Origin of the sequence: Streptomyces omiyaensis (assembly GCF_014650895.1) — a bacterium.
Taxonomy (GTDB): domain Bacteria; phylum Actinomycetota; class Actinomycetes; order Streptomycetales; family Streptomycetaceae; genus Streptomyces; species Streptomyces omiyaensis.
In genome coordinates this window covers 14,648-40,445 of sequence record NZ_BMVV01000005.1, presented here as the reverse complement: position 1 = coordinate 40,445, position 25,798 = coordinate 14,648, and the positions used below count along the sequence as shown (strand labels likewise).

At 75.0% G+C, this 25,798-nt stretch carries 28 protein-coding genes; 22 read left to right on the top strand and 6 right to left on the bottom strand.

The features are described from left to right. Positions 1-19 precede the first annotated feature (19 nt). Positions 20-685 carry a 4'-phosphopantetheinyl transferase superfamily protein gene (locus IE287_RS10525; protein ID WP_373307827.1) on the top strand — a complete coding sequence of 222 codons (666 nt, stop codon included), beginning with the start codon at positions 20-22 and terminating at the stop codon, positions 683-685. Here IE287_RS10525 and IE287_RS10520 read toward each other — a convergent pair. Further along, entirely contained in the window at positions 648-2,975 is a 2,328-nt protein-coding gene (locus tag IE287_RS10520; RefSeq protein WP_189848892.1) for an ATP-binding cassette domain-containing protein, read from the bottom strand. The genes IE287_RS10525 and IE287_RS10520 overlap by 38 nt on opposite strands. Before the next feature lie 199 nt (positions 2,976-3,174). Between IE287_RS10520 and IE287_RS10515 the strand changes: the two genes are divergently transcribed. Together IE287_RS10515 and IE287_RS10510 are read left to right on the top strand one after the other, a co-directional pair. Beyond that, positions 3,175-3,468, top strand: a complete 294-nt coding sequence (locus IE287_RS10515) for an ArsR/SmtB family transcription factor (RefSeq protein WP_189848695.1) — start codon at positions 3,175-3,177, stop codon at positions 3,466-3,468. Then, positions 3,465-3,851: a VOC family protein gene (locus tag IE287_RS10510; protein ID WP_189848694.1), complete on the top strand. Its 387-nt coding sequence runs from the start codon at positions 3,465-3,467 to the stop codon at positions 3,849-3,851. The genes IE287_RS10515 and IE287_RS10510 overlap by 4 nt, the downstream gene beginning before the upstream one ends. Positions 3,852-3,878: 27 nt before the next feature. Here the strand turns inward: IE287_RS10510 and IE287_RS10505 are convergent, their stop codons facing one another. Then, a complete protein-coding gene (locus IE287_RS10505; RefSeq protein ID WP_189848693.1) occupies positions 3,879-4,514 on the bottom strand; it encodes a LysE family translocator in 636 nt (211 codons plus the stop codon). 261 nt (positions 4,515-4,775) lie between these two features. Between IE287_RS10505 and IE287_RS10500 the strand changes: the two genes are divergently transcribed. The 7 genes from IE287_RS10500 (at position 4,776) to IE287_RS10470 (ending at position 11,260) form a co-directional block, all read left to right on the top strand. Further along, positions 4,776-5,540, top strand: coding sequence for an alpha/beta fold hydrolase (locus IE287_RS10500; protein WP_189848692.1), 765 nt, complete (start codon positions 4,776-4,778; stop codon positions 5,538-5,540). A 138-nt stretch (positions 5,541-5,678) separates the two neighbouring features. Continuing rightward, the gene (locus IE287_RS10495) at positions 5,679-7,331 is read left to right on the top strand and encodes a glycosyl hydrolase family 8 (RefSeq protein WP_189848691.1); all 1,653 of its coding nucleotides are present in this window, start codon (positions 5,679-5,681) and stop codon (positions 7,329-7,331) included. 289 nt (positions 7,332-7,620) lie between these two features. After that, complete coding sequence (locus tag IE287_RS10490) at positions 7,621-7,926, top strand: polyprenyl synthetase (protein WP_189848690.1); 306 nt, start codon at positions 7,621-7,623, stop codon at positions 7,924-7,926. Beyond that, positions 7,919-8,977: a polyprenyl synthetase family protein gene (locus IE287_RS10485; protein WP_189848689.1), complete on the top strand. Its 1,059-nt coding sequence runs from the start codon at positions 7,919-7,921 to the stop codon at positions 8,975-8,977. The genes IE287_RS10490 and IE287_RS10485 overlap by 8 nt, the downstream gene beginning before the upstream one ends. A 17-nt stretch (positions 8,978-8,994) precedes the next feature. Continuing rightward, positions 8,995-10,203: an oxygenase MpaB family protein gene (locus tag IE287_RS10480; RefSeq protein ID WP_189848688.1), complete on the top strand. Its 1,209-nt coding sequence runs from the start codon at positions 8,995-8,997 to the stop codon at positions 10,201-10,203. Between the two features lie 137 nt (positions 10,204-10,340). After that, positions 10,341-10,760 (top strand): STAS domain-containing protein, encoded by a 420-nt coding sequence (locus IE287_RS10475; protein WP_189848687.1) that lies wholly within the window; start codon positions 10,341-10,343, stop codon positions 10,758-10,760. Further along, entirely contained in the window at positions 10,757-11,260 is a 504-nt protein-coding gene (locus IE287_RS10470) for an ATP-binding protein (RefSeq protein ID WP_229883390.1), read from the top strand. The genes IE287_RS10475 and IE287_RS10470 overlap by 4 nt, the downstream gene beginning before the upstream one ends. On the opposite strand, the gene IE287_RS10465 is transcribed toward IE287_RS10470, so the two are convergent. Then, positions 11,208-12,125: a SigB/SigF/SigG family RNA polymerase sigma factor gene (locus tag IE287_RS10465; protein ID WP_189848686.1), complete on the bottom strand. Its 918-nt coding sequence runs from the start codon at positions 12,123-12,125 to the stop codon at positions 11,208-11,210. The two genes, IE287_RS10470 and IE287_RS10465, sit on opposite strands and share 53 nt — an antisense overlap. A gap of 301 nt (positions 12,126-12,426) precedes the next feature. On the opposite strand from IE287_RS10465, the gene IE287_RS10460 reads away from it, so the two are divergent. From IE287_RS10460 to IE287_RS10450, 3 genes are all read left to right on the top strand, one after another. After that, positions 12,427-12,720: an ATP-binding protein gene (locus IE287_RS10460; protein WP_189848685.1), complete on the top strand. Its 294-nt coding sequence runs from the start codon at positions 12,427-12,429 to the stop codon at positions 12,718-12,720. 108 nt (positions 12,721-12,828) lie between these two features. Next, a complete protein-coding gene (locus IE287_RS10455; RefSeq protein ID WP_189848684.1) occupies positions 12,829-13,149 on the top strand; it encodes a DUF3040 domain-containing protein in 321 nt (106 codons plus the stop codon). A 45-nt stretch (positions 13,150-13,194) separates the two neighbouring features. Continuing rightward, positions 13,195-13,518, top strand: coding sequence for a plasmid stabilization protein (locus tag IE287_RS10450; protein ID WP_189848683.1), 324 nt, complete (start codon positions 13,195-13,197; stop codon positions 13,516-13,518). A gap of 42 nt (positions 13,519-13,560) precedes the next feature. On the opposite strand, the gene IE287_RS10445 is transcribed toward IE287_RS10450, so the two are convergent. From IE287_RS10445 to IE287_RS10435, 3 genes are all read right to left on the bottom strand, one after another. Then, a complete protein-coding gene (locus IE287_RS10445) occupies positions 13,561-14,925 on the bottom strand; it encodes a carboxyl transferase domain-containing protein (RefSeq protein ID WP_189848682.1) in 1,365 nt (454 codons plus the stop codon). Positions 14,926-15,010: 85 nt separating this feature from the next. Beyond that, complete coding sequence (locus tag IE287_RS10440; protein ID WP_189848681.1) at positions 15,011-15,433, bottom strand: DUF6114 domain-containing protein; 423 nt, start codon at positions 15,431-15,433, stop codon at positions 15,011-15,013. Between the two features lie 86 nt (positions 15,434-15,519). Then, the gene (locus IE287_RS10435; protein WP_189848680.1) at positions 15,520-15,978 is read right to left on the bottom strand and encodes a cyclic nucleotide-binding domain-containing protein; all 459 of its coding nucleotides are present in this window, start codon (positions 15,976-15,978) and stop codon (positions 15,520-15,522) included. Between the two features lie 183 nt (positions 15,979-16,161). Between IE287_RS10435 and IE287_RS10430 the strand changes: the two genes are divergently transcribed. The 9 genes from IE287_RS10430 (at position 16,162) to IE287_RS10390 (ending at position 25,747) form a co-directional block, all read left to right on the top strand. After that, positions 16,162-16,932, top strand: a complete 771-nt coding sequence (locus IE287_RS10430; protein ID WP_189848679.1) for an amino acid ABC transporter ATP-binding protein — start codon at positions 16,162-16,164, stop codon at positions 16,930-16,932. 20 nt (positions 16,933-16,952) lie between these two features. Further along, positions 16,953-17,795 (top strand): glutamate ABC transporter substrate-binding protein, encoded by an 843-nt coding sequence (locus tag IE287_RS10425; RefSeq protein ID WP_189848678.1) that lies wholly within the window; start codon positions 16,953-16,955, stop codon positions 17,793-17,795. Positions 17,796-17,805: 10 nt separating this feature from the next. After that, positions 17,806-18,471 carry an amino acid ABC transporter permease gene (locus tag IE287_RS10420; RefSeq protein WP_189848677.1) on the top strand — a complete coding sequence of 222 codons (666 nt, stop codon included), beginning with the start codon at positions 17,806-17,808 and terminating at the stop codon, positions 18,469-18,471. A gap of 239 nt (positions 18,472-18,710) precedes the next feature. Then, on the top strand, positions 18,711-19,580 hold the full coding sequence (locus IE287_RS10415) for an amino acid ABC transporter permease (RefSeq protein WP_189848890.1): 870 nt from the start codon (positions 18,711-18,713) through the stop codon (positions 19,578-19,580). A gap of 33 nt (positions 19,581-19,613) precedes the next feature. Next, complete coding sequence (locus tag IE287_RS10410; RefSeq protein ID WP_189848676.1) at positions 19,614-21,704, top strand: ATP-binding protein; 2,091 nt, start codon at positions 19,614-19,616, stop codon at positions 21,702-21,704. 60 nt (positions 21,705-21,764) lie between these two features. Beyond that, complete coding sequence (locus tag IE287_RS10405) at positions 21,765-22,919, top strand: sulfite oxidase (protein WP_189848675.1); 1,155 nt, start codon at positions 21,765-21,767, stop codon at positions 22,917-22,919. A 117-nt stretch (positions 22,920-23,036) separates the two neighbouring features. Further along, positions 23,037-23,867: an NAD(+) synthase gene (gene nadE, locus IE287_RS10400; RefSeq protein WP_189848674.1), complete on the top strand. Its 831-nt coding sequence runs from the start codon at positions 23,037-23,039 to the stop codon at positions 23,865-23,867. A gap of 72 nt (positions 23,868-23,939) precedes the next feature. Further along, positions 23,940-24,344 carry a VOC family protein gene (locus IE287_RS10395; protein WP_189848673.1) on the top strand — a complete coding sequence of 135 codons (405 nt, stop codon included), beginning with the start codon at positions 23,940-23,942 and terminating at the stop codon, positions 24,342-24,344. A 95-nt stretch (positions 24,345-24,439) separates the two neighbouring features. Next, positions 24,440-25,747, top strand: coding sequence for an alpha/beta fold hydrolase (locus IE287_RS10390; protein ID WP_189848672.1), 1,308 nt, complete (start codon positions 24,440-24,442; stop codon positions 25,745-25,747). Positions 25,748-25,798: the final 51 nt, after the last annotated feature.

The window sequence follows — 25,798 nt, the reverse complement described above, 5'->3', positions numbered from 1 at the left end:
CCCCGGCGCCCTGGCGGTCGTGGCCACCACCCGGGAGGTCCTCGGCCACCCGGGCCTCGGACCGCACCTCCTCGCCCCCTGGGAGCTGCGCCGCCTCGACGCCGTCCGCGTCCCGGCCCGCCGCGACGACGTGCTGGCCGCCCGCCTCCTCCTGCGGCTCTGCGCCGCCCGGCTCACCGGGCTGCCCCCGCAGGAGACCGGCCTCGCCCAGCGCTGCCCGCGGTGCGCCCGGGACGGACACGGCCGCCCGTACCTCGACGGGCACCCCGGACTCGGCGTCAGCCTGAGCCACGCCGACGGCCTGGCCGCGGCCGCGGCGGGCCCGGGCCCGGTCGGCGTCGACGTGGAACCGGCCGCCCGCCGCCCCGGCCCCCCGGGGGTCCTCCGCCGGCTCCTCCCCGAGGCCGACCTGCGGGAGGCGGCGGCACACCCCGACCCGGGCCCGGCGCTCCTGCGCGCCTGGGTCCGCGCGGAGGCCCGCTTCAAGGCGGGCCCCCCGGGAGCGGGGGCCGTCCACCGCGTCACGGAGTGGACCGACGGCCGGCGCTCCGCCGTCGTGGCGGTGGCGTCCGCCGGGACGCCGGCCCTCCTCCCGCCGGCGGCGGTCCTGGGAGGGCCGGTGCCCGGCCGGGTCGACCGGGGGCCGGTCAGGCTCCCACGTACCGCGCCAGGTGCTCGCCCGTGAGGGTGGAGCGGGCGGCGACCAGGTCGGCCGGCGTGCCCTCGAAGACGATCCGGCCGCCGTCGTGGCCCGCGCCGGGACCGAGGTCGACGATCCAGTCGGCGTGCGCCATCACGGCCTGGTGGTGCTCGACCACGATCACCGACTTGCCGGAGTCCACCAGCCGGTCGAGCAGCCCGAGCAGCTGCTCGACGTCGGCGAGGTGGAGCCCGGTGGTCGGCTCGTCGAGGACGTAGATCCCGCCCTTGTCGCCCATGTGGGTCGCCAGCTTCAGCCGCTGCCGCTCGCCGCCGGAGAGCGTGGTGAGCGGCTGCCCCAGGGTGAGGTAGCCGAGCCCCACGTCGACCAGCCGCTCCAGGATCCGGTGCGCCGCCGGGGTGCGGGCCTCGCCCGCGCCGAAGTACGCCTCCGCCTCGGCGACCGACATCGCCAGGACCTCGCTGATGTCCCGGCCGCCCAGCCGGTACTCCAGCACCGCCGCCTGGTAGCGGCGGCCCTCGCACTCCTCGCAGGTGGTGGCCACACCGGCCATCATCGCCAGATCGGTGTACGTGACGCCGGCGCCGTTGCAGGTCGGGCAGGCACCCTCCGAATTGGCGCTGAACAGCGCCGGCTTGACGCCGTTGGCCTTGGCGAAGGCCTTGCGGATCGGGTCCAGGAGACCGGTGTACGTCGCGGGGTTGCTGCGCCGCGAGCCGCGGATCGGGCTCTGGTCGACCGAGACCACCCCGGCGTCCGCCGGGATCGAGCCGTGCACCAGCGAGCTCTTGCCGGAACCGGCGACGCCGGTGATCACGGCCAGCACCCCCAGCGGCAGGTCGACGTCCACCTTCCGCAGGTTGTTGGCGGTCGCGCCGCGGACCGGCAGCACACCCGTCGCCGTGCGCACCGCGTCCTTGACCGAGGCCCGGTCGTCCAGGTGCCGCCCGGTCACCGTGTCGCTGCCGCGCAGCCCGTCCAGGGTGCCCTGGAAGCAGATCGTGCCGCCGCCGGTGCCCGCGCCGGGGCCGAGGTCGACCACGTGGTCGGCGATGGCGATCGTCTCCGGCTTGTGCTCCACGACCAGGACCGTGTTGCCCTTGTCCCGCAGGCGCAGCAGGAGTTCGTTCATCCGCTGGATGTCGTGCGGGTGCAGACCCGCGGTCGGCTCGTCGAAGACGTAGGTGACGTCGGTCAACGAGGACCCGAGGTGCCGGATCATCTTGACCCGCTGCGCCTCGCCGCCGGACAGGGTGCCCGCCGGGCGGTCGAGGGCCAGGTAGCCGAGGCCGATCTCCACGAACGAGTCGAGGGTCTGGCGCAGCGACTCCAGCAGCGGCGCCACCGAGGGGTCGTCCAGGGTGCCGACCCAGGCGGCCAGGTCGCTGATCTGCATCGCGCAGGCGTCGGCGATGCTCTTGCCCCCGATCCTGGAGGAGCGGGCGCCCTCGTTGAGCCGGGTGCCGCCGCAGTCGGGGCAGACCTGGGTGGTCGTGGCCCGCTCCACGAAGGCCCGGATGTGCGGCTGGAGCGACTCGACGTCCTTGGCCAGGAAGGACTTCTGGAGCTTGGGGATCAGGCCCTCGTAGGTGACGTTGACGCCCTCGACCTTGACCCGGGTCGCCTCCTTGTACAGCAACGCGTCCCGCTCGCGCCCGGTGTACTCGCGGATCGGCTTCGCCGGGTCGAGGAAGCCGGCGAGGCGGTAGATCCGCCCGTACCAGCTGTCGGCCGTGTAGCCGGGGATGGTGAGCGCGCCCTCGTCGAGCGACTTGGTGTCGTCGTACAGCTCGGACAGGTCGATGTCGGACACCCGGCCCCGGCCCTCGCAGCGCGGACACATGCCGCCGGTGACGGTGAAGCTGGTCCGCTCCTTCACCGTCCGTCCGCCGCGCTCCACGGTGACGGCGCCCGCGCCGCTCACCGAGGGGATGTTGAAGGAGAAGGCCCGCGACGAGCCGATGTGCGGGGTGCCGAGGCGGCTGAAGAGGATGCGGAGCATCGCGTTGGCGTCGGTGGCGGTGCCGACGGTGGAGCGCGGGTCGGCGCCCATCCGCTGCTGGTCGACGATGATCGCGGTGGTCAGGCCGTCGAGCACGTCGACGTCGGGCCGCGCCAGCGTCGGCATGAACCCCTGGACGAAGGCGCTGTACGTCTCGTTGATCAGCCGCTGCGACTCGGCGGCGATGGTGTCGAAGACCAGCGAGCTCTTGCCGGAGCCGGAGACCCCGGTGAAGACCGTCAGCCGCCGCTTGGGGATCTCGACGCTGACGTCCTTGAGGTTGTTCTCCCGCGCGCCGAGCACGCGGATCATCTCGTGGCTGTCGGCGAGGTGCGCGGCGGACGACGGGGCGCCCTTCCGCTGGGCCGTGCTCAAAGGTTTCTCCCTCGTCGGGGGCGGGCCGGTGGGCGCCCAGGACGCGAGGACCCGGGCGCGCGACCCACCTTAGGTCCCGGCACCGACAGCCGCCCCCGACTTGATAGGCAAGTGACGGCTTGCCTATCGTGGAGGCATGGAGGAGGATCTGTTCAAGGCGCTGGCCGACCCCACGCGCCGGCTCATCCTCGACGAGCTGACCGAGCGCGACGGGCAGTCGCTCTTCGAGGTGTGCGCCCGGCTCGCGACCCGCCACGGCCTCGCCGTCTCCCGGCAGGCGGTCAGCCAGCACCTCGCCGTGCTGGAGGCCGCCGGACTGGTCACGGCCCGCCGCGAGGGCCGCTACAAGTTCCACGACCTCGACACCCGCCCGCTGGAGCACATCGTCAGGCGATGGCTCACCCCCGCACCCCCGGAGGACACCCCATGAGGATCAACCTGGCCAGCGTCTTCGTCGACGACCAGGAGCGGGCTCTCCGCTTCTACACCGACGTGCTCGGCTTCGTCCTCAAGCACGACGTGCCGATCGGCGGGGACCGCTGGATCACGGTCGTCTCCCCGGAGGCCCCCGACGGCACCGAGCTCGTCCTGGAGCCCTCCGGCCACCCCGCCGTCCGCCCCTACAAGGAGGCGCTGGTCGCCGACGGCATCCCCGCGACCTCCTTCGCCGTCGACGACGTCCGCGCCGAGCACGCCCGCCTCACCGCCCTCGGCGTCCGCTTCACCCAGCCCCCCGTCGAGATGGGCCCCGTCACCACCGCCGTCCTCGACGACACCTGCGGCAACCTCATCCAGCTCGCCGAGTACGAGTAGCCGGGGCCGGGCGCGGCGGGCCGTCCGTCAGTCGCTCACCGCGAGGCGCACCGCGAACGCGCCGATCACCGTGCCCGTGATCCGGTCCAGGACCCGACGGGCCCGGGGGCCGCGCAGCCGGGTGCCCAGCGCGGTCGCGGAGGCGATCAGGACCGTCGACCAGATCGTGCCGAGGGCGACGTGGACGGAGGCCAGCGCGAGGCCCATCGCGAAGTGCGGCGCCTCGGCGGGGATGAACTGCGGCAGGACGGCGACGTAGAAGACGCCGACCTTGGGGTTGAGGAGGTTCGTCAGGGTGCCCTGCCGCCAGCCGCCCGAGAGGGTGTCGGCGCCGCCGGCCTCCACCTCGGCGGCCGTGCCGGTCCCGCCGCGCCGGAAGGTCTCGGCGATCATGCGCCCCGCCATCCACAGCAGATAGGCGGCGCCCGCCCAGCGGAGGACCTCGTACGCGAGGTGCGAGGCGGTCAGGAGCGCCGTCACGCCCAGCGAGGTCAGCGCGCCCCAGATCAGGGTGCCGGTCTGGATGCCGAGGACGACCCCCCAGGCGCGGGTGCGGCGGCCGAGCGCGGCCGTGCGCAGGATGAGGGCCGTGTCGAGGCCCGGGGTGAGGGTGAGGAGTCCCACGACGAGGGCGAAGGACCAGAGTGCGGTGCTCGATGCCATGGAAGGCCACCGTACCCCAGCCGTCGCGCATTTCGACATGCACCCGTCACACCTGCCGGTCCCCCGCTCTACCGCGCCTCGCCGTACCGCGCCTCACCTCGCCGTACTGCACCGCACCGCGCCCGCCCCGCCGCGTCGGTCGGCCCCCGCGGGGACGGCGGCAGGCGCCCCGCCCTGCCCCGCCCCGGCCCGGTACGGGCGGCGGTGGCCGTCGCGCCCGTGCCGGGCCGGGGCCGGTGCGCGCCTCCCTAGGGTGGCCGCATGAGAGAACTGTTCCTGACGGACCGGCAGGCGTACCTGCGGTGGATCGACCTCCCCGGCGACGGGCCCGTGCGGGTCTTCCTGCACGGCCTCGGCTGCACGGCGGCCTCGGACTTCGCGCACATCGCCGCGCACCCCGCGCTGGGCGGCGGCCGCGCCCTCCTCGTCGACCTGCTCGGGCACGGGCTGAGCGACCGCCCCGCCGGCTTCGACTACCGGCCCGAGCGGCAGGCGGCGGCGGTGGCCGCTCTCCTCGACCACCTCGATCTGCGCGGCGTCGACCTCGTCGGCCACTCCATGGGCGGCGCCGTCGCGATCCACCTGGCGGCGGCCCGGCCGGGGCGGATCGCCCGCCTGGTCGTCGCCGAGCCCAACCTGTACGCGGGCGGGGGCCCGTTCAGCAGGCACGTGGCCCGCCAACCCGAGGAGGAGTTCGTCCGGAGCGGGTTCGCGACGCTGCTGGCCGTCGCCGACCGGGTCGACCACGCGGCGCGGCTGCGGCTCGCCGACCCGCGCGCCGTGCACCGCTGCGCCGTCGCGCTCGTCGAGGGCGGCGAGCCCGAGGCCGGTGACGTGCTCGACGCGCTGACGATGCCCCGGGCGTTCCTGGTGGGGGAGAAGAGCCTGCCGGACCGCGCGGCGGAGCAGGCGGCACGGATGGGCGTGCCCGTCCTCGAAGTCCCGGCCGCCGGACACAACCTGATGCTCGACAACCCGGACGGCTTCGCCGCCGCGCTCGCGAGGGCCCTCGCGCCCCCGCGATGACCGACGGCTCCCGGCCACACCGGCGGGGGCCCCGCGCAGAGGGCTTGCGCGGGGCCCCCGCCGCTCTCTACGCTCGGCGCGCCGATAGTTAGGAATGTTTCCTAACGAGCGATTGACTGGAAGAGAATGGGAGTTGTCATGCGCCGCCGAAGCGTCATCCCGCTCGGACTCGCCGCTCTGCTGGCCCTGCCCCTCGCCCTCGTGCCGAAGACCGAGGCCCGGGCGGCCGACGCCCTCGTCTCCGGGGGCAAGCCGGCCACGTCCTCCTCCGTGGAGGGCTCGGGCTTCGCCCCCGGCCTCGCGGTGGACGGCAGCGCCGCCACCCGCTGGGCCAGCCTGGAGGGCGTCGATCCGCAGTGGATCCGCGTCGACCTCGGAGCGAACCACACCCTCTCGCGGGTGAAGCTCAACTGGGAGGCCGCGTACGCGAAGACGTACCGCATCCAGACCTCCGCCGACGGATCCGCCTGGACCGACGTCTACACGACGACGACGGGCGACGGCGCCGTCGACGACCTCACCCTCTCGGGAAGCGGCCGCTACGTCCGCATGTACGGGACCGGGCGCGGCACCGCGTACGGCTACTCGCTCTGGGAGTTCGAGGTCTACGGCGCGCCGAGCGGCGGCGGGGGCGGCACCGGCCCCGCCGTGCCCTTCGGCAGCCACCTCAGGCCCTACGCGGCCGGCATGCTCAAGCCCTCCGGCAGCCAGGCGGCGCTCGACCAGAAGGTCGTCGACTACTACAACCGCTGGAAGTCCGCCTTCGTCCGGCAGAACTGCGGCAACGGCTGGTACCAGGTGATCTCCCCCGACGCCGACCACCCCTACGTCGCCGAGGCCCAGGGCTACGGCATGGTCATCGCCGCCACCATGGCCGGCGCCGACCCCGACGCCAAGAAGATCTTCGACGGCCTGGTCAAGTGGAAGCTCGACCACCCCTCGGCCATCAACCCCGACCTGCTCGCCGCCGAACAGGACGTCGACTGCCGCAGCGTGAACGGCGGCGACGGCGCCACCGACGGCGACATGGACGTCGCCTACGGCCTGCTCCTCGCCGACAAGCAGTGGGGCAGCGGCGGCACGTACGACTACAAGGCGCTCGCCCTCAAGCACATCGCCGCCATCAAGAAGGACGAGCTGAACCCCACCACCAAGCTCCTCAAGCTCGGCGACTGGTCCAGCTCGGGCGACCAGTACTACTGGATCTCCCGCACCTCGGACTGGATGGTCGACCACTTCCGCGCCTTCCGGGCCGCCTCCGGCGACACCACCTGGGACGCGGTCCGCACCGCCCACCAGACGCAGATCGCCAACCTCCAGTCCGGCTACGCCCCGGGCACCGGTCTCCTCCCCGACTTCGTGGTGGACACCGGCACCAGCCCCAAGCCGGCCCCGAACCAGGTCCTGGAGGACCCCAACGACGGCCAGTACTGGTGGAACGCCTGCCGCACCCCGTGGCGCATCGCCGACGACGCCGTGACCAGCGGCGACGCCAAGTCCCTCGCCGCCGCCCGCAAGCTCAACACCTGGATCAAGGGCAAGACCGGAGGCGACCCGAACAAGATCGCCATCGGCTACAAGCTCAACGGCACCCAGATCTCCTCCGGCAGCGAGGCGGCCTTCTTCGCCCCCTTCGCCGTCGCCGCCATGACCGACTCCGGCAGCCAGGCCTGGCTCGACGCCCTGTGGAACAAGATGGTCGCCACCCCGATCGACACCGGCAGCTACTTCTCCGCCAGCATCCAGCTCCAGGTGATGATCACCGCCTCCGGCAACCACTGGGTCCCGTAGCCCCGTTGCTCCGTCACCCCGCCCCCGTGCCCGGCCCGCGTGGCGCCGGGCGCGGGGGCGGCCGAGAACGTCCGCAGCCCCGACGGCTCCGCCGGCCCGACAGCTCCGACGGCTCCGACGGCTCCGACGGTTCAGAGAGCGCCGCGAGGCCGCTCGCGCCCGAACTCCCGACCATGATCACCTGAACGAGTGAGCGGGCCGCCCCGGCGGCCCGCTCCTGGTCCATCCTGGGCCGGTACGGCGCCCGACGCGGGCGCCACCCCCCCCGCACTCCCAGGAGCCGGACCGCATGACGCCCCCCACGAGCCCGGACCGACGGCCCGACGAACAAGCCCTGTTGCTCGCCGCAGGCCTGGCCGACCTGGTGGTGGAGGCGATCGGAGGCGCCGCCGGATCGCTCCGCGGGCTCCTCGGCCGCGCCGACGCCGCCGACATCGCCCAGGACGCGGCCGCCGACCTCCGCGCCAGGGGCCGGCTCGCGCTCGACCGCCTCGCCCCCGCCCAGGACGGCCCCGGCGGCCTCGCGCACATGGAGGTCCTCGCCCGCGAGGCCGTCGCCCGCCGGGCCGCCGCCGCGGCCGGTCCCGGTGAGTGACACCTGGGCGCCGGAGGCGTTCAAGACCCGCACCGACGCCGTCCTCGCGGGCTTCCTCGACGACGAGGCCGCCGAACTCCTCGCCGTCGACGACGCCCTCGACCCGCTCGCCGAGGCCCTCCGCACCACCGCCCGGCACGGCAAACGACTCCGTGCCGCCTTCTGCTACTGGGGCTGGCGCGCCGCCGGACAGCCCGACAGCGACGCCCTGATGCGGGCCGCCGCCGCGATGGAGCTCGTCCACGCCGCCGCCGTCGTCCACGACGACCTCATCGACGACAGCCCCCTCCGCCACGGCCGCCCCACCGCCCACCACGCCTTCGCCGCACTGCCGCACCCCCGCGGCCGGCGGCCCCGGCAGGCGGCCCGCGCGCTCGCCCTCCTCCTCGGCGACCACCTGATGGCCCTCGCCGGCCGCCTCTACGCCGAGTCCGGACTGCCCGCCGCCTACCTCTCCCGGGGCCGCCCCCTCTGGGCCGCGCTCGCCCGCGAACTCGTCGCCGGCGAGGCCCTGGAGATCCTGCACACCGGCGGCCTCCCGGACACCGGAACCTCCCTCAAGGTGATCCGCTACAAGACGGCCAAGTACACCGTCGAGCAGCCCCTCCTCCTCGGCGCCCTCCTCGCCGGCGCCCCCGCCGCACTGCGCGAGGGGCTCTCCCGCTACGGACTGCCGCTCGGAGAGGCCTTCCAGCTCCGCGACGACCTGCTCGGCCTCTTCGGGGACCCCGCCCGCACCGGCAAGGCCCCGCTCGACGACCTCCGCACCGCACGGCCCACGGTGCTGCTCGCCGAGACCTGGCGGGCCGCCGACCCGGCCCGGCGCGAGCTGCTGCGCCGCGCCCTGGCCGGCGACGGGCCGCCCGACGACGCCCGGCTGTGCGAGGTGCGCGCGCTCATGGCCGAACTCGGAGCGCCCGCGCGCGTCGAGCGGATGATCGCCGGCCGCGTCGAGGAGGCCGTCCGCACCCTCGACGAGCTCGACCTGCCCGGCGCGGCCCACCGCGCCCTCACGGACCTGGCCCACCGCGCCGCCGTCCGCCACCACTGACCCCCGGAGCGCCCGCCGTGACCAGCCCGCACCCCGCCGCCCCTTCCGCCTCCGCCGTCCCCCCGCCCGCCCGGTACACCGACGAGGACCTCGACGCCCTCCGGCTCGGCGGCGACGAGCTCGCCGACGCGGTCGTCGCCACCCTCTTCGAGCGCGGCCAGGTCGGCCTCTTCAACTCCCTCATGCGTCACGTCTCCGTCTCCGGCCAGGAACTGCCCGCCGGCCTTCCCGACGTGGCCCGCGAGTACCTGGAGACCACGGCCGTGCCGCCCGCCTGGGTGGACTGGAACGAGATGGAGAAGGCCCGGCTCTTCTTCACCGACAACAACGTCCACATCAACACCGCCCTCTCCTTCGCCGCCATGCCCGCCTGCTACGTCGTCCCGCGCGTGGCCCGCCTGCTCTCCGCCACCCACGGACTGCGCTACCCGAGCAAGCGCATGGCGGAGACCGGGCAGTTCACCACGTACCTCATGCGGCCCGACGCCTTCGAGGCCGGCGGCCGGTTCGTGCCCGCCGCGCAGAAGGTCCGCCTGCTGCACGCCTCCATCCGCCACCACCTGGTCCGCGCGGACCGCTGGGACACCGCCGCCGAGGGGGTGCCGATCTGCCAGGAGGACATGATCGGCGGGCAGATGTTCTTCTCGATGCTCGTCCTCGACAGCCTCCACCGGCTCGGCATCCACATGTCCACCGAGGGGGCCGAGGCCTACTACTACGCCTGGCGGGTGGTCGGCGCGATCCTCGGCGTCGACCAGACCGCCGTGCCGAAGACCCTCGACGAGGCGCGCTCCTTCCTCGACCTCTACCTGCTGCGCCACATGGGCCCCTCGGAGGAGGGCGTCCTGCTGACCCGGCAGCTGATCGACCTGTACGAGGAGGTCGTCCCCGGCACCCTCTTCGACCCGGTCGTCTCCGCCCTGATCCGCCACCTCGTCGGCGACACCTGCGGCGACTGGCTCGACGTGCCGCGCAGCCGCTGGGACACCGCGGTCAAGGCGCTGCCCGCGCTGCTCGGCGTCCTGGAGTCGGTGGAGGACGCCTCGCCCTTCGCCGCCTGGGCGCTCGACCGGCTCGGCCACCTCACCTCGGTCTTCGAGCTGTCCACCCTCACCCGGGGCCGCGTGATGCACTACGCCATCCCCGAGCACCTCAGGAAGGAGTACGGCGTCGACGCGGGCGTGGCCCGCAACCGCCGCTGGACCCCGCCCCCGGCCACCGTCTGACCGGCCCCGCCGGGCGCGGGCCCCCGGCACCGCCTCCGGTCCGTCACCGCCTCCGCGCGCCTCCGGCGGGCGTCTCTCCTCGCACACTCGGGCCCGCGGGTCGAGACTGGTACTCACCCGGTGAAGGCGAGGTGCGCATGGACGGCGAGCGGAGCACGTTCGGCGACGGACCGGCGGCCGGCCGGCGCGACCGGTTCACGGTCGCCGTCCGGTCCGCCCCGGATCCCGGGACCGTGGTGGTCGCCCCGGCCGGCGAGCTCGACCACGACACGGTCGAGCCGCTGCGCGCCCTCCTGGAGAAGCACGAGGACGCCGCCCGGATCGTCGTGGACTGCGCGGGGCTCGACTTCTGCGACTCCACCGGACTGAACCTGCTGCTCAGGGCACGTGCGCGGGCGCGCGAGACCGGCGCGGTCCTCGACCTGGCCGGGCTGAGGTCTCCGGTGGACCGGATGTTCGAGATCACCGGGGCCGGCCGGGTCTTCCGGGTGTACGCCGACGTGGGCGCGGCACTCGCCGCCGGGACGGGGGACTCCCGTCCCGAGGACCGGGCGTGACGGGCCCGCCGGCCGTGCGGGACGACGGGATGGCCGAGGGCGACGGGACACCGGCGCAGATCCGCCGGCTGCCGCTGCGGGAGAGTGCGGGGGCGGTCTCCCGGTGCCGCGACTTCACGGCGCGGGCGCTCGCCGACTGGGGCTGGACGCCCGCCGTGAGCCCCCGGGCGCGCGAGCGCGTGGAGGACGTCCTCCTGCTGGTCTCCGAGGTGGTCACCAACGCCTGTCTGCACGGCGGGGGACCGGAGGAGTTCGTCCTGCGGCACGCGGACGGGCTGCTGCGCGTCGAGGTCGCCGACCGGAGCTCCGCGCATCCGCGCCGCATGGCGCCCCGCTCGCCCGCGCTGCCCGGCGGCCACGGGCTGATGGTGCTCGACCGGCTGGCGACGGACTGGGGCTCCGTGGACCGGGGGCCGGGCGTCGAGGGCAAGGTGGTGTGGCTGGAGGTCAGCCTTCCGTCGCGTCCGCCGTGGCACCGTCGTCCAGCAGACCCGCCCTGAGCTCGCCGAGGATGCGGGCGAGCAGCCGGGAGACGTGCATCTGGGAGAGGCCGACGCGGCGGCCGATCTCGGCCTGGGTCAGCTCCTGCCCGAAGCGCAGGGAGAGGATCAGCCGGTCGCGCTCGTCGAGCCGGGTCAGCAGCGGCCGGAGCGAGTCGAGGTCGTCGACCAGCTCGTAGGCGGGTTCCTCGACGGCGGTCCGCAGGCCGACCGCGCCCAGGGGGGCGCCGGACCCGTCGTCGCCGACGGGCGCGTCGAGCGAGTGCGCGGTGTAGGCGTGGGACGCCAGCTCGCCCTCGGCCACCTCCTCGGTGGTGAGGTGCAGCCGGCCGGCCAGCGCGGCGCGGTCGGGCCGGTGGCCGTCCCGCTGCTCCAGGGCGTCGGAGGCCTTGGCCAGCTCGATCCGCAGCTCCTGGAGGCGGCGCGGCACCCGCACGGCCCAGCCGGTGTCGCGGAAGAACCGCTTCATCTCGCCGACGACGGTGGGCAGCGCGAAGGCGGAGAACTCCACCCCGCGGCCCGGGTCGAAACGGTCGATCGCCTTGATCAGCCCGATCGTGCCCACCTGGACGATGTCCTCCATCGGTTCGGGCCGGCCGCGGAACCGCCGGGCGGCGAACTTCACGAGGCTGAGGTTGAGCTCCACCAGGGTGTTGCGCACGTACGCGTGCTCCTGGGTGCCCTCGTCGAGCGTCCCCAGCCGCCGGAAGAGCGCCACGGACAGGGTCCGGGCGTCCTGGGTGGAGGCGTCGAGCGGACGCTCCGGGGCTTTCAGGGGGCCGAGCGCCCGCCGCCGGGCGGCGGGGGTGGGCGGGAGACGGCGCCGGTCCGTGCGGACGGACGGGGCGGCCTGGCCGGTGGCCATGCGGACTCCTTCGACGGTTCCGGTGGGCCGGGGCCCGCCTCGGAGGAGGAAGGTGTCGCGGTCCGCCGGTCGAACGTCCTGAAGGAAGGATTCCCCGTCGAGGGGTTTTGACTCATTCCGTCCGGGTCAGTCGCCGTACATGGAGATACGTGAGCGTAGGGCGACGACACGGCGCTCCCGGTGTCATCCTCTCGGTGACGGCCCGGGCACGGCCGGCCGCTGCCGCGCACTCGCCAGGGCCGCGATCGGGGACTGGTACGGGCCGCTGTCGCCCCGGGGCGCGACGGCCGCCGGGGACGTGATGCTGCTCCTCACCGAGCTGGTGGCCGACGCCGTCCGCCGGGGAGGAGTCCCGTACGAGCTCCGTCTGGAGCGCTTCACCGCGGGCGTCCGGATCGAGCTGAGCGACACCGCCACCGGCCCCCCGTTCACGGGGGGACCGCCCGCCCCGCAGGCCCTCTTCCTCCTCCGCCGGCTCGGCATCGCTTCGGGCTGGCACACCCGGGTCCCCGGCCGGACGGTCTGGTGCGAGGTCGCCTTCCCGCAGCCCGAGCCGGGGGACGGACCTCCGTCTGAACGGCCCCGGGGCGGGTAGCCGCTCCCGGAAGGACGAACGGGAAGGGACGGGCGAGACGGAGCGGCGCGGAGCGCCGCGGCGGACCCCGTCCCGTCGCGGGGGGCACGGACCGGAGGAGGTGGACCGATGGACGAGGCCCGGCTCTCCGCGTACGAGCGTCGTGTACTGGCCGAGATCGAGGAGGACCTGAGCGCCGACGACGCCCTCGTCCGGCGCATGGCCGGCCGCCGGCCCCGCGCCCTCCCACGCCGCACCGCGCGGGGCGGGGTGTGCGCCGCGCTGCTCGGGACCGCGACGCTCACCCTGCTCGTCCTCGCCGTGACGACCTCGGCCCCCGCACTGATCTGGGCCTTCGCCGCCGTCTGGGTGGCGACCCTGGCCCTGCTGCTGCGCCTGGTGGTCCGCTGGACCCGGCGGCACCTGGGCGGCGGGACACCCGAAGCCTGAACCCCACGGCCCCACGGCCCCACGACCCCACGAGAGGAGCGCACCATGCCCCGCGGATCGAACGCCAAGCGCGAGCGGCAGTACGAGCACATCAAGGAGAGCGCGCTGGAACGCGGCGAGAGCGAGGACCGCGCCGAGGAGATCGCCGCCCGCACGGTCAACAAGGAACGGGCCCGTGCCGGGGAGTCGAAGACGGCGAGCAAGAGCTCCACCGAGGACATCTCCTCGTCGCGGCGCGGCGGACTGCGCTCGCACAGCGGATCCCGGGGCCCGACCTACGACCAGCTCTACGCGGAGGCGCGCCGCCGCGGCCTGCACGGCCGCTCGAAGATGAACAAGGCCGAGCTGAAGCGGAAACTCGGCCACTGAGCCCCCGGCGTCCTTCCGCCCTTCGCCGTCCGCCCTCCGGCCTCAGCCCCGGCCGGGGGCGGACGCGTCCTCCGGCCGGGCCCCGACCACGCCCCGGGCGACGCCGAGGGCCACCAGGTCCTCGGGGCACAGGCGCAGCAGGTCGGCCGTCCCGTCGGCGTCCTCCGGAGGCCGCTTCAGGATGGCCGTGGCGAGCTCCGGCGCGATCACGGAGAAGTACGCGTCCGGGGTCGCCCAGGTGCGGCCGGGGGCGGCGAGGGCCAGCGCCCCGCCCGAGCCGCCCTCGCCGATGAGCAGCGAGGTGACGGGGACCCGCGCCTCCGCGACGGCGCCGAAGAGCTCGGCGATGGCCGGTCCGGCACCGGCCCGCTCCGCCTCGGCGTCGTTGGCGGCGCCCGGGGTGTCGATCAGCGTCAGGACGGGGATCCCGAGCCGGCCGGCGAGCCGCACGAGCCGGGCGGCGGTGCGGAAACCGGCCGGCCGGGTCGCCGTCCCGCACTGCGCCGCGTAGGCGGCCGTACGCCCGTCCGGAAGCCGGCCGAAGCCGCACAGGGTCCCCGGATCGGTGCCGCCCGCGCGGTCCCCGGAGAGCTCCGCGCGCTCGGTGAACACCTCGTCGAGGTACGCCTCCGCCCGGGGCCGCTCGGGACGGCGGGCGCGGGCCACCGCCTCCCGACCGCTCGCGGACGGCTCCGTCCCGCCGAGCGCGTACGGCGGCGGCACCGGGCCCCGGGCGGGCCGGGTGAGCAGCGCCAGCCAGCGCCCCAGCACCGTCCGCAGCTCCGCCGCCGGGACGACCGCGTCCACGTGTCCGTGGACCAGCTGGGACTCGGCCGTGTACGCCGCCGGGTCGGCGTCCCGGGGCCGGACCCGGGAGCCGGCGAAGCCGACCTGCGCGCCCGGCAGCGCGAGGACCACGTCGGCGCCGGCCCCGAGGGTGGCCCAGCCGCCGCCGGTCGTCGGGTCCCGCAGGACCGCGAGCTGGGGGAGTCCGGCGGCCCGGGTGAGCGCCGACTCCCCGGCCAGCCGCTGGAGCTGCACCAGCGCCCGCATGCCCTCGTGCATCCGGCTGCCGCCGGTCGCCGGCAGGACGGTCACGGGCAGCCGGTGCTCCCGGGCGTGGGCGTGCGCGGCGGCGACCCGGGCGCCGGTGCCCTCCCCGATGGAGCCGCCGAGGAAGCCGAACTCGAAGGAGACGAGGACCGTCCGGACCCCGCCGACCGTGCCGGTGCCGCAGACCACGGACTCGGCCTCGCCCGAGCGGGCGGCCGCCGCGGCCCGGGACCGGCCGTAGCCCGGCCAGTCGATCGGCCCGTCCCCGTCGGACGGCTCCCCGGCGAAGGGGAGTTCGGCGAAGTCGTCGGTGACGAGGACCAGTGCCTCGCGCGCGTTCCCAGGTGCAGTCATCGGGGCCTCCCGCCCGTCGCCGGTCCGCTCACCGTACCGTCGGGTAACAGGCCCGGAGCCGGCCCGGGCACGGGTGCGGCGGAGATCACTCCGCCCGGTCGGGGGCCCGGCCCGTGGCGAGCGCGCCGCCCGCGAGCCCGAGCGTCGTGCCGAGTAGGAAACCGCCGAGGTCGGAGGCGACCCAGGTGCCGAGCGAGGCCAGGACGCCGACGACCGCGTACGCGCGCCGTCCGCCCGGGTGGAGCACGAGCAGGAGCCCGCACAGGCACATGAGGAGCGGCAGCGCGTACCGGACGTCGGCCCCCGACGCGAGCAGCGTCGCGGGTCCTGCCCGCTGCACCAGCAGGATCTCGGCGCCGCCCAGCACGAGCGCCGCGCCGGCACCGAACGGCCGCCCGCCCCACCGGTCACGCCGGCCGGGACGTTCACGTGCGTCGGGCGGGCCGGGCCGCGCCGCCCGGGCGCGCGTGTCACCAGGACGGCCGGGCGCGGGTTCGGACGGGGCCATGCGCCGCTCCTGACGGTCCGGACGGGAGAACCGTCCGGACCGTACGGCCGCGCCCGTGAGAGGTCAACGCCCGTGCCGCACCCGGCTCACGCCATGATCCCGCTGCCGTGCGGCGCGTACAGGTCGAGCAGCCGGACCCGGGTCACCTGCAACCGGTGCGCCAGGATCGACCCCACCCAGAAGTACACCGCGGCCCCGAACTCCAGGTCCGTGTGGCACATCGAGCGGACCGCCGTCGCGTCGAACTGGTACGCCCTGACCGGGGTCATCGCCTCCGCCCCCGACTGGCACAGATAGGGCGGGAACAGCCACGACAGGCCCACCAGCTCGCCGTGGCGCAGGGTCTCGATCACCGGCGACCCCCGGCCCGGCACCTTGGCGTCCAGATGGACCGCGCCGGTCTTCACGATCCAGAACCGCTCCGCGTGCGCCTGCTCCTCGAAGAGCCGGTCGCCGGAGTCGAAGTACACGTCCTCGGCGAAGGCCATCAGCCGCTCGCGGTGCTCCGCCGGCAGCGTACTGACCTTGGGTGCGGCACTCCTCATGACGGGCCCTCCTCCTCGCGCGTGCTGCTCCGTTCCCAGTCTCCGCCCACCCCGCCCGGACCGCAGGCGGCGCGGCCCGCCGGGCACGGCCCCGCACCGCCCCGGCGTGCGGCCCGGCGGCGCAGGGCGGAGCATGAGACCGGGGAGGAAACCGCAGACGGGGGCGTGAGCCAGGAGGGTGACATGCCCGTCCCGGAGGGCCGCGTCACGGACGAGGGCGACGCGCTCGTCGTGCTGCGCCGGGTCGACAAGCACTTCGGGAGCCTGCACGTCCTCCAGGCCGTCGACCTCACGATCCGGCGGGGCGAGGTCGTCGTCGTGATCGGACCCTCCGGCTCCGGGAAGTCCACCCTCTGCCGGGCGATCAACCGCCTGGAGACCATCGACGGCGGCGAGATACGCATCGACGGCAGACCCCTGCCCGCCGAGGGGAAGGAGCTCGCCGGGCTCCGCGCCGACGTCGGCATGGTCTTCCAGTCCTTCAACCTCTTCGCCCACAAGACCGTCCTGGAGAACGTCACCCTCGGGCAGGTCAAGGTCCGGAAGAAGGACCGCCGCACCGCCGAGGAACGGGCCCGCGCCCTCCTCGACCGGGTGGGCGTCGCCGCCCAGGCCGACAAGTACCCGGCCCAGCTCTCCGGCGGGCAGCAGCAGCGCGTCGCCATCGCCCGCGCCCTCGCCATGGACCCGAAGGTGATGCTCTTCGACGAACCGACCTCGGCCCTCGACCCCGAGATGATCAACGAGGTCCTGGAGGTCATGCAGCAGCTCGCCCGGGAGGGCATGACCATGGTCGTCGTCACCCACGAGATGGGCTTCGCCCGCTCCGCCGCCGACCGGGTCGTCTTCATGGCCGACGGCCGGATCGTCGAGGAGACCACCCCCGAGGAGTTCTTCGGCAATCCGCGCAGCGCCCGCGCCCGCGACTTCCTCTCCAAGATCCTCCACCACTGAGCCCTCACGGGGTGATCAGCATGAACCCGCTCAGGACCACCCGGACCCTCGTGGCCTCGGCCACGGCCGTCGTCCTCGCCCTCGGCTCCGCCTCGCTCGCCCACGGCGCGATGCCCGCCGACCACTCGGACGACGACCGGATCACCATCGGCATCAAGTTCGACCAGCCCGGCATCGGCCTGAAGACCCCCGACGGCACCTACACCGGCTTCGACGTCGACGTGGCCACGTACGTCGCCGGGCAACTGGGCCACGAACCCGGGGAGATCGTCTGGAAGGAGGCGAAGAGCGCCGACCGCGAGACCATGCTCCAGCGCGGCGACGTCGACTTCATCGCCGCCTCGTACTCGATCAACGACGAGCGCGCCGAGAAGGTCGACTTCGCCGGCCCCTACCTCCTCGCCCACCAGGACGTCCTGATCCGGGCCGACGACGACTCCATCAAGCAGCCGTCCGACCTGAACGACAAGCGGCTCTGCTCCGTCACCGGCTCCACCTCCGCCCAGAACGTCAAGGACGAGATCGCCCCCGACGCCCAGCTCCAGGAGTACGGCGGCTACTCCGAGTGCCTGACCGGCCTGGAGAACGGCGTCATCGACGCCCTCACCACCGACGACTCGATCCTCGCCGGATACGCGGCGCAGGAGGAGTTCGAGGGGAAGTTCAAGCTCGGCGGCTTCGAGCTGAGCAACGAGAACTACGGCATCGGCGTCCAGAAGGGCAGCGACCTCAAGGACAAGATCAACACGGCCCTGGAGAAGATGGTCGAGGACGGCTCCTGGGACGAGGCAGTGGAGAAGAACTTCGGGCCGGCGGGCTACCAGAACGAACCGGCACCGCAGATCGGCGTGATCGTCGAGTGAGCCGGCCGCCGTGTTCGACTTCCTCGACGGCTACGACCTGCTGGGCGCCTTCTGGCTGACCGTCCAGCTCACCTTCTGGTCCGCCCTCGGCTCCCTGGTGTGGGGGACGCTGCTCGCCGCCATGCGCGTCGGGCCCGTCCCCCTCATGCGCGCCTTCGGCACGGCCTACGTCACCATCGTCCGCAACATCCCCCTCACCGTCATCATCGTCTTCACCTCGCTCGGCCTCTTCCAGACCCTCGGGGTCAGCCTCGGCGCCGACCGCTTCACCACCATCAACTTCCGGCTCGCCGTCCTCGGCCTCACCGCCTACACCAGCGCCTTCGTCTGCGAGGCGCTCCGCTCCGGGATCAACACCGTCCCCCTCGGCCAGGTCGAGGCCGCCCGTGCGATCGGCCTCAGCTTCCCCCAGACCCTCCGCATCGTCGTGCTCCCGCAGGCCTTCCGGTCCGTCGTCGGCCCCCTCGCCAACGTCCTCATCGCCCTCACCAAGAACACCACCGTGGCCGCCGCCATCGGCGTCGCCGAAGCCGCCCTGCTCATGCGGGAGATGATCGAGAACGAGGCCCAGCTCATCCTCATCTCCGCCATCTTCGCCTTCGGCTTCATCTGCCTCACCCTCCCCACCGGCCTCCTCCTCGGCCGGCTCGCCAGGAAGGTGGCGGTCAAGCGGTGAGCCGCTCCGGCGACGAGGCGGGTGAGCGCCCCGGGAAGGACGCGGGGGAGCGCCCCGGCACGAGCGCGGCGGAGAACGCGACGAGGGACGCGGGGAACCCGGCCGGGAAGGACGCCGGGAAGCGCTCGGGGAAGGACGCCGGGAGCCCGGCCGGGAAGGGCGCCGGGAAGCGCCCCGGCACGGGCGAGCCCGCCACCGTCCTCTACGACGTCCCCGGCCCCCGCGCCCGCCGCCGCAACCTGCTGTGGACGGTGCTCTTCCTCGCCGCCCTCGCCGCCGCCGTCTGGTGGGTGATCGACGGACTCGCCGCCAAGAACCAGCTGGAGGCGGCCAAATGGGAACCCTTCTTCACCGACGGACGGGCCTGGGAGACGTACCTCCTGCCCGCCCTGAGGAACACCGTCGTCGCCGCCGGCCTCGCGATGCTCCTCGCCCTCCCGCTCGGCGCCCTCCTCGGCATCGCCCGCCTCTCCGACCACCGTGCCGTCCGCGCCGGCGCCGGCACCGTCGTCGAGTTCTTCCGCGCGATCCCCGTCCTCATCCTCATGCTCTTCGCCAACGCCGCCTACGCCGAGTTCACCGACATCAGCCCCGAGACCCGCCCCCTGTACGCCGTCGTCACCGGCCTCGTCCTCTACAACGCCTCCGTCCTCGCAGAGGTCGTCCGCGCCGGCATCCTCGCCCTCCCCGCCGGCCAGACCGACGCCGCCAAGGCCATCGGCATGCGCAAGGGCCAGACCATGGCGTACGTCCTGCTGCCCCAGTCCGTCACCGCCATGCTGCCCGCCCTGGTCAGCCAGCTCGTCGTCATCGTCAAGGACACCGCGCTCGGCGGCGCCATGCTCGGCTTCGCCGAACTCCTCGCCTCGGTCCGCCCCATGAGCGCCAACTACGGCGCCAACACCATCGCCTGCTTCACCGTCGTCGCCGTCCTCTTCGTCCTCCTCAACCTCGCCCTCACCACCTTCGCCTCCTGGCTCGAACGCCGCCTGCGCCGCGGCAGACGCTCCACCGGCGCCGTCGTCACCGCCTCCGCCGTCGACGACCTCGCCGCCCCCGGCCCCGGCGAACCCGACGCCCCCCGCGGACCCGACCGCCGGGAACCGTAACGAACCCGCTCCACCCGAGCTTTCCGCGCGGACATGAGGGACACTGCTCCCGTGCGTGGACATCTACCGGACGAGAACCCGGGATTCGCAGGCCGCCGCACGGAACTGAAGCGCATCACCGCCGCGCTGGCGGAGCACCGCCTCGTCACCGTGACCGGCGTCGGCGGCGTCGGCAAGACCCGGCTCGCGCTGCGCGCCGCCCACCGCGCGCGCCACCGCCACCCCGACGGCGCCTGGTGGGCCGACCTCGGACAGCTCGACGGCGAGCGGCTCCTCGTCGCCCTCGTCGCCGACTCCGTCGACCTCGCCGACCACACCCCCGGCACCGACTCCGGCGCCCTGCGCCGCCGGCTCGCCGAGACCCGGCTCCTCCTCGTCCTCGACTGCTGCGACCACCTCGCCGACGCCTGCGGACGGCTCGTCGCCGAACTCCTCGACGCCGCCCCCGGCCTCACCGTCCTCGCCACCTCCCGCCGCCCCCTCGGCGTCCCCGGCGAACACACCGTCCTCCTCGACCCGCTCCCGCCCACCGGCGACGACGCCCTCGCCCTCCTGCGCACCGCCGCGGGCCGGGACCTCCCCGCCACCGGACCCGCCGGCGAGATCTGCGTCCGCCTCGAAGGCATACCCCTCGCCCTGGAGCTGGCCGCCGCCCAGATCCGGCTCCAGGGCGCCGAAGCCGTCCGCGACCAGCTCGGCAGCCGCCTCACCGCACCCCCCGAAGCCCGCTTCGACCTCCTCGCCCACCCCGAACGCGTCTGGCCCGCCCGCCACCGGACCCTGCGCGCCGCCATCGGCTGGAGCCACGAACTCGCCGCCCCCCTCGAACGCCTCCTCTGGGCGCGCCTCTCCGTCTTCCGCGGCCCCTTCGACCTCGCCACCGCCACCGCCGTCTGCTCCGGCGGCCCCCTCACCGCCGACACCCTGCCCGCCGCGCTCGACGGCCTCGTCCGCGCCTCCGTCGTCCGCCCCGCCGACGCCGCCGGCCGCCACCGCCTCCTCGACACCATCCGCGAGTACGGCGCCGGCTGGCTGGACCGCCTCGGCGAGACCGGCACCGTCGCCGACCGGCACGCCACCCACTTCCGCGCCCTCGCGGAAGAGGGGGCCGCCGCCTGGCACGGCGGCCCCCAGCTCCGCTGGTACCGCGCCGTCGACACCCACCACACCGACCTGCGCACCGCCCTGGACCGGCTGCTGCGCACCGACCCCGACGCCGCCCTCGACCTCGTCGGCTCCGTCGCCTTCGCCTGGTCCTGCCGCGGCCGGCTCCGCGAGGCCCGCGACGGTCTCGAACAGGCCCTCCTGCTCAGCGGCGCCCGGGGCAGGGCCCGCACCCGCGCCCTCTGGGCCCTCGGCGTCACCCTCGTCCTCCAGGGCGACCTCGGCCCCGCCCAGGAGGTCAGCGAGCGCTGCGCCCGCGAGGCCCGCCACACCGAGCACCCGCCGGAACGGCCCGGGACGGCCCCGGAGCCGTACCGGCCCGGCGAGCTCACCCTCGACGCCGCCGCCCTCGCCGGCCTCCTCGCCCTCTCCACCGGCCGCGCCCACGCCGCCCTCGTCGTCGTCGACCACGTCCTCGCCTCGGCCGGCCGCCGCCCCGGCGACTCCGCGGCCACCCTCCGCTGCCACCTCGTCCGCGTCTTCGCCCTCACCGGCCTCGGCCGGCTCGCCGAGGCCCGCCCCGACGCCCTCGCCCTGCGCGCCGTCTGCGACACCCTCGACGAACACTGGACCCGCACCGCCCTGGAGTACCAGCTCGCCCTCACCGGCCTCCTGGAGGGCGAACCGGCCGCCGCGGCCGACCACGCCCGGGCCATGCTCGCCGGAACCCGCGCCCTCGGCGCCGGCCTCGGCGTCGCCCTCGGCCTCGACGTCCTCGCCACCGCCTACGCCGCCGCGGGCGACGGCGCCCGCGCCGCCGACGTCTCCGGCACCGGCGAGGCCTACTGGCGCGCCACCGGCCAGCCCCGCCGGGGCCTCCCCGGCCTGCGCGCCCTCCACGCCCACTACACCGCGGGCGTCCGCGCCGCCCTCGGCGAACCCGCCTACGAGGAGATCTTCCTGCGCGCCCTCGGCGACCTCCCCCAGGCCGGCCTCGACCGCGCCCTCGGCTCCGGCTGACGCCCCGCCCGCCCCCGTCCCCACCGGGCGGTCCCGGCCCGCGCGGCGCACCATGGGGACATGGACCCCTCGCCGGGCGGCCTCGGCGCCGTCAGCGGTCCGGCCCGGCTCGCCGGACCGGACGAGGGCCTCTCCGCGCAGGAACTCGCCCTCGCCACCCGCAACCACGGACTTCCGCTCGAAGCCCTGCGGTACGACGTCACCCCACCCGGCCTGCACTACGTCCTGGTCCACTACGACATCCCCGACACCGCCCCCGACACCTGGCGGCTCACCGTCGGCGGGCGCGTCCTGCGCCCGCTCGACCTGGACCTCCCCGGCCTCCGGGCCCGCCCCGCCGTCACCCGCCGCGTCACCCTGGAGTGCGCGGGGAACGGCCGCGCCCTGCTCGGGCCCCGCCCCGTCAGCCAGCCCTGGCTCGTCGAGGCCGTCGGGACCGCCGAGTGGACCGGTGTCCCCCTCGCCGCGCTCCTCGCCGAGGCCGGCCCCGCCGAGGACGCCGTCGAGGCCGTCTTCACCGGCGCCGACCACGGCGTCGAACGCGGCGTCGAGCAGGACTACCGGCGGTCCCTGCCCCTCGCCACCGCCGCCGACCCCGCCCGCGAGGTCCTCGTCGCGTACGCCATGAACGGAGCCCCGCTGCCGCCCCAGCACGGCAGCCCGCTCCGGCTCGTCGTCCCCGGCTGGTACGGCATGGCCCACGTGAAGTGGCTGCGCGAGGTCACCCTCACCGCCACCCCCTACACCGGCTTCCAGCAGACCGCCGCGTACCGCCTCCGGCAGGAGCCCGGCGACGAGGGCGAACCCGTCACCCTCATCGCCCCCCGCGCCCTCATGGCCCCGCCCGGCTTCCCCGACTTCATGTCCCGCGCCCGGGTGGTCCGCCCCGGCCCCGTCCCGCTCACCGGCCGGGCCTGGTCGGGCCACGGCCCCGTCGTCCGCGTCGAGGTCAGCGAGGACGGCGGCGCCGCGTGGACCGACGCCGAACTCGTCCGCGACCCCGCCCACCCGTGGGCCTGGGCCGCCTGGCGCACCACCTGGACCGCCACACCCGGCCTGCGCCACCTCGCCGTCCGCGCCACCGACGCCACCGGCCGCGTCCAGCCCCTCGCCCCGCCCTGGAACCGCGGCGGCTTCGCCAACAACCTCGTCCAGCGCGTCGAGGTCCTGTGCGCCCCGGCGCCCACCGCCCCGCCGCGGCCCCCGGCCGCCTGAACGCACCGCGACCGAAGCGCCCTCCCCGTCGAACCCCCAGGCCGGAGCGGCCGGAGCCTCCTCCCACCCCGTAGAGTCGGAGCCGTCGTCCCGACCCGCCCCGACGAGGAGATCCCCGTGACCCACCCGGCGCCCACCGCCCGCCAGCTGCAGATCGCCCGGGAGCTCCAGGTCTCCGGGACCTTCGACCCGGCCGCCGAGATCGAGCGCCGGGTGGCCTTCCTCACCGAGCGCCTCACCACCACCGGACTGCGCTCGCTCGTCCTCGGCATCAGCGGCGGCGTCGACTCGACCACCGCCGGCCGGCTCTGCCAGCTCGCCGTCGAGCGCGCCCGCGCCGCCGGCCACGAGGCGGCCTTCTACGCCATGCGCCTGCCGTACGGCGTCCAGGCCGACGAGAAGGACGCGCAGACCGCCCTCGACTTCATCCGCGCCGACCAGGTCCTCACCGTCGACGTCAAGGCGGCCTCCGACGCCGCGCTCGACGCCGCCCTGGCCGCCGGCCTCACCTTCCGCGACGCCCACCACCAGGACTTCGTGCACGGCAACATCAAGGCCCGCCAGCGCATGATCGCCCAGTACGCCGTCGCCGGCGCCCGGGACGGCCTCGTCGTCGGCACCGACCACGCCGCCGAGGCCGTCTCCGGCTTCTTCACCAAGTTCGGCGACGGCGCCGCCGACCTCGTCCCGCTCACCGGCCTCACCAAGCGGCGGGTCCGCGCCGTCGCCGCCGAGCTGGGCGCCCCCGCCGGCCTGGTCTGGAAGGTGCCCACCGCCGACCTGGAGACCCTGGACCCGGGCAAGCCCGACGAGGACGCGCTCGGCGTCACCTACGACGACATCGACGACTTCCTGGAGGGCAAGCCCCTCGCCGAGGCCGCCCACGCCGTCATCGTCCGCCGCTACGACCTCACCGAGCACAAGCGGCAGCTGCCGATCGCACCCTGAGCGCCCCGCGCCGATCGGGCGGATCCTGGAAGGGCGGGAGCCCCGCACCGGGGCCCCGGAAGGGAGCACGTCATGTTCGGCGAGACGACGGCGTACAGCAGCTTCTCGGTGGACGACCTGGACGCCGCCCGGCGGTTCTACGGGGACCGGCTCGGTCTCGCGGTGGAGGAGACCGGCGACGGGGACATGCGGATGCTGTTCCTGACCCTGCCGGGCGGGGCCCGGGTCTTCGTCTACCCGAAGGAGGACCACACCCCCGCCTCCTTCACCGTCCTCAACTTCGAGGTCGACGACATCGACCGGGCCGTCGACGACCTGGCCGCCCGGGGCACCACCTTCGAGCGGTACCCCGGCTTCGGGGCCGACGACCGGGGCGTCGTCCGCCCCGGCGAGGAGACCGGCGGGGGAGCCCCGGCGGGCATCGCCTGGTTCACCGATCCGGCGGGCAACGTCATCGCGGTCATGCAGACCGGCTGAGCCCGCCCGGACGGGCCGGTGGGGCGCCCGGCGGCGGACTGTGATCCACTGTGCGGGCGGGGGAGCACGGAGCAGGAACAGCAGCAGGAGCACCGTTGACCACCTACCGCCAGCCCGGCGTCGTCGTCACCGACCACCACGTCCCCGTCCCCCTCGACCACGCCCGCCCCGAGGGCGAGCAGATCGAGGTGTACGGACGCGAGATCACCGCCGCGGGCCTGAGCGACACCGAGCGCGACCGGCTGCCCTGGCTGCTCTACCTGGAGGGCGGCCCCGGCTTCGGCGCCCGCCGCTTCATCGGCCGGCAGGCGTGGATCGGCCGCGCCGTCCGCGAGTTCCGGGTGCTCCTGCTCGACCAGCGCGGCACCGGCCGCTCCACCCCCGCCAACCGCCAGACCCTCCCGCTGCGCGGCGATGCCGCCGCGCAGGCGGAGTACCTGACCCGATTCCGCGCCGACTCCATCGTCAGGGACTGCGAGCTCGTCCGCCGCCGGCTCACCGGCGGCGCCCCCTGGACCGTCCTCGGCCAGAGCTTCGGCGGCTTCTGCGCCGTCCACTACCTCTCCACCGCCCCCGAGGGCCTGGCACGCGTCCTGATCACCGGCGGCCTGCCGTCCCTCGACGCGACGGCGGACGAGGTCTACACCGCCGCCTACCCGCGGATCCGCCGGAAGAACGAGGCCCACTTCGCCCGCTACCCGCGCGACGCCGAGCGCGTCGCCGCGATCGCCGCGCACCTCCTGGAGCACGAGGTCACCCTCCCCGGCGGCGGCCTCCTCACCGTCGAGGCCTTCCAGTCCCTCGGCATCCTCCTCGGCTCCGGCGACGGCACCCACCAGCTCCACCACCTCCTGGAGGGCGCCTTCGTGCCGACGCCCACCGGGCCCGTCCTCGCCGACGCCTTCCTGGAGCAGGTCCAGGCCCACCTCTCGTACGCCGGACACCCGCTCTACGCCGTCCTCCACGAGGCCATCTACGCCCAGGGCCGCGGCCCCACCGACTGGGCCGCCGAGCGGGTCCGCGCCGGCTTCCCCGAGTTCGACGCGGCCGGGGCGCTCGCCGCCGGGCGGCCCGTCCTGCTCACCGGCGAGACCGTCCACCCCTGGCTCTTCGCCACCGACCCCGCCCTCCGCCCGCTCCGCGAGACCGCCGAGCTCCTCGCCCGGCGGGACGACTGGACCCCGCTCTACGACCCCGAGCGCCTCGCCGCCAACCGGGTGCCGGTGGCCGCCGCCGTCTACCACGACGACATGTACGTCGACACGGCCCACTCGCTGGAGACCGCCGCTGCGATCCGGGGACTGCGGACCTGGGTCACCGACGAGTTCGAGCACGACGGCGTGCGGGCCGGCGGCCCGCGCGTCCTGGACCGCCTCCTCGCGCTCTCCCGCGACGAGCTCTGACACCGCCACCCGCAGCGGCGGGCCGCGTGCGAAAGTCCAAGGACCGGACCC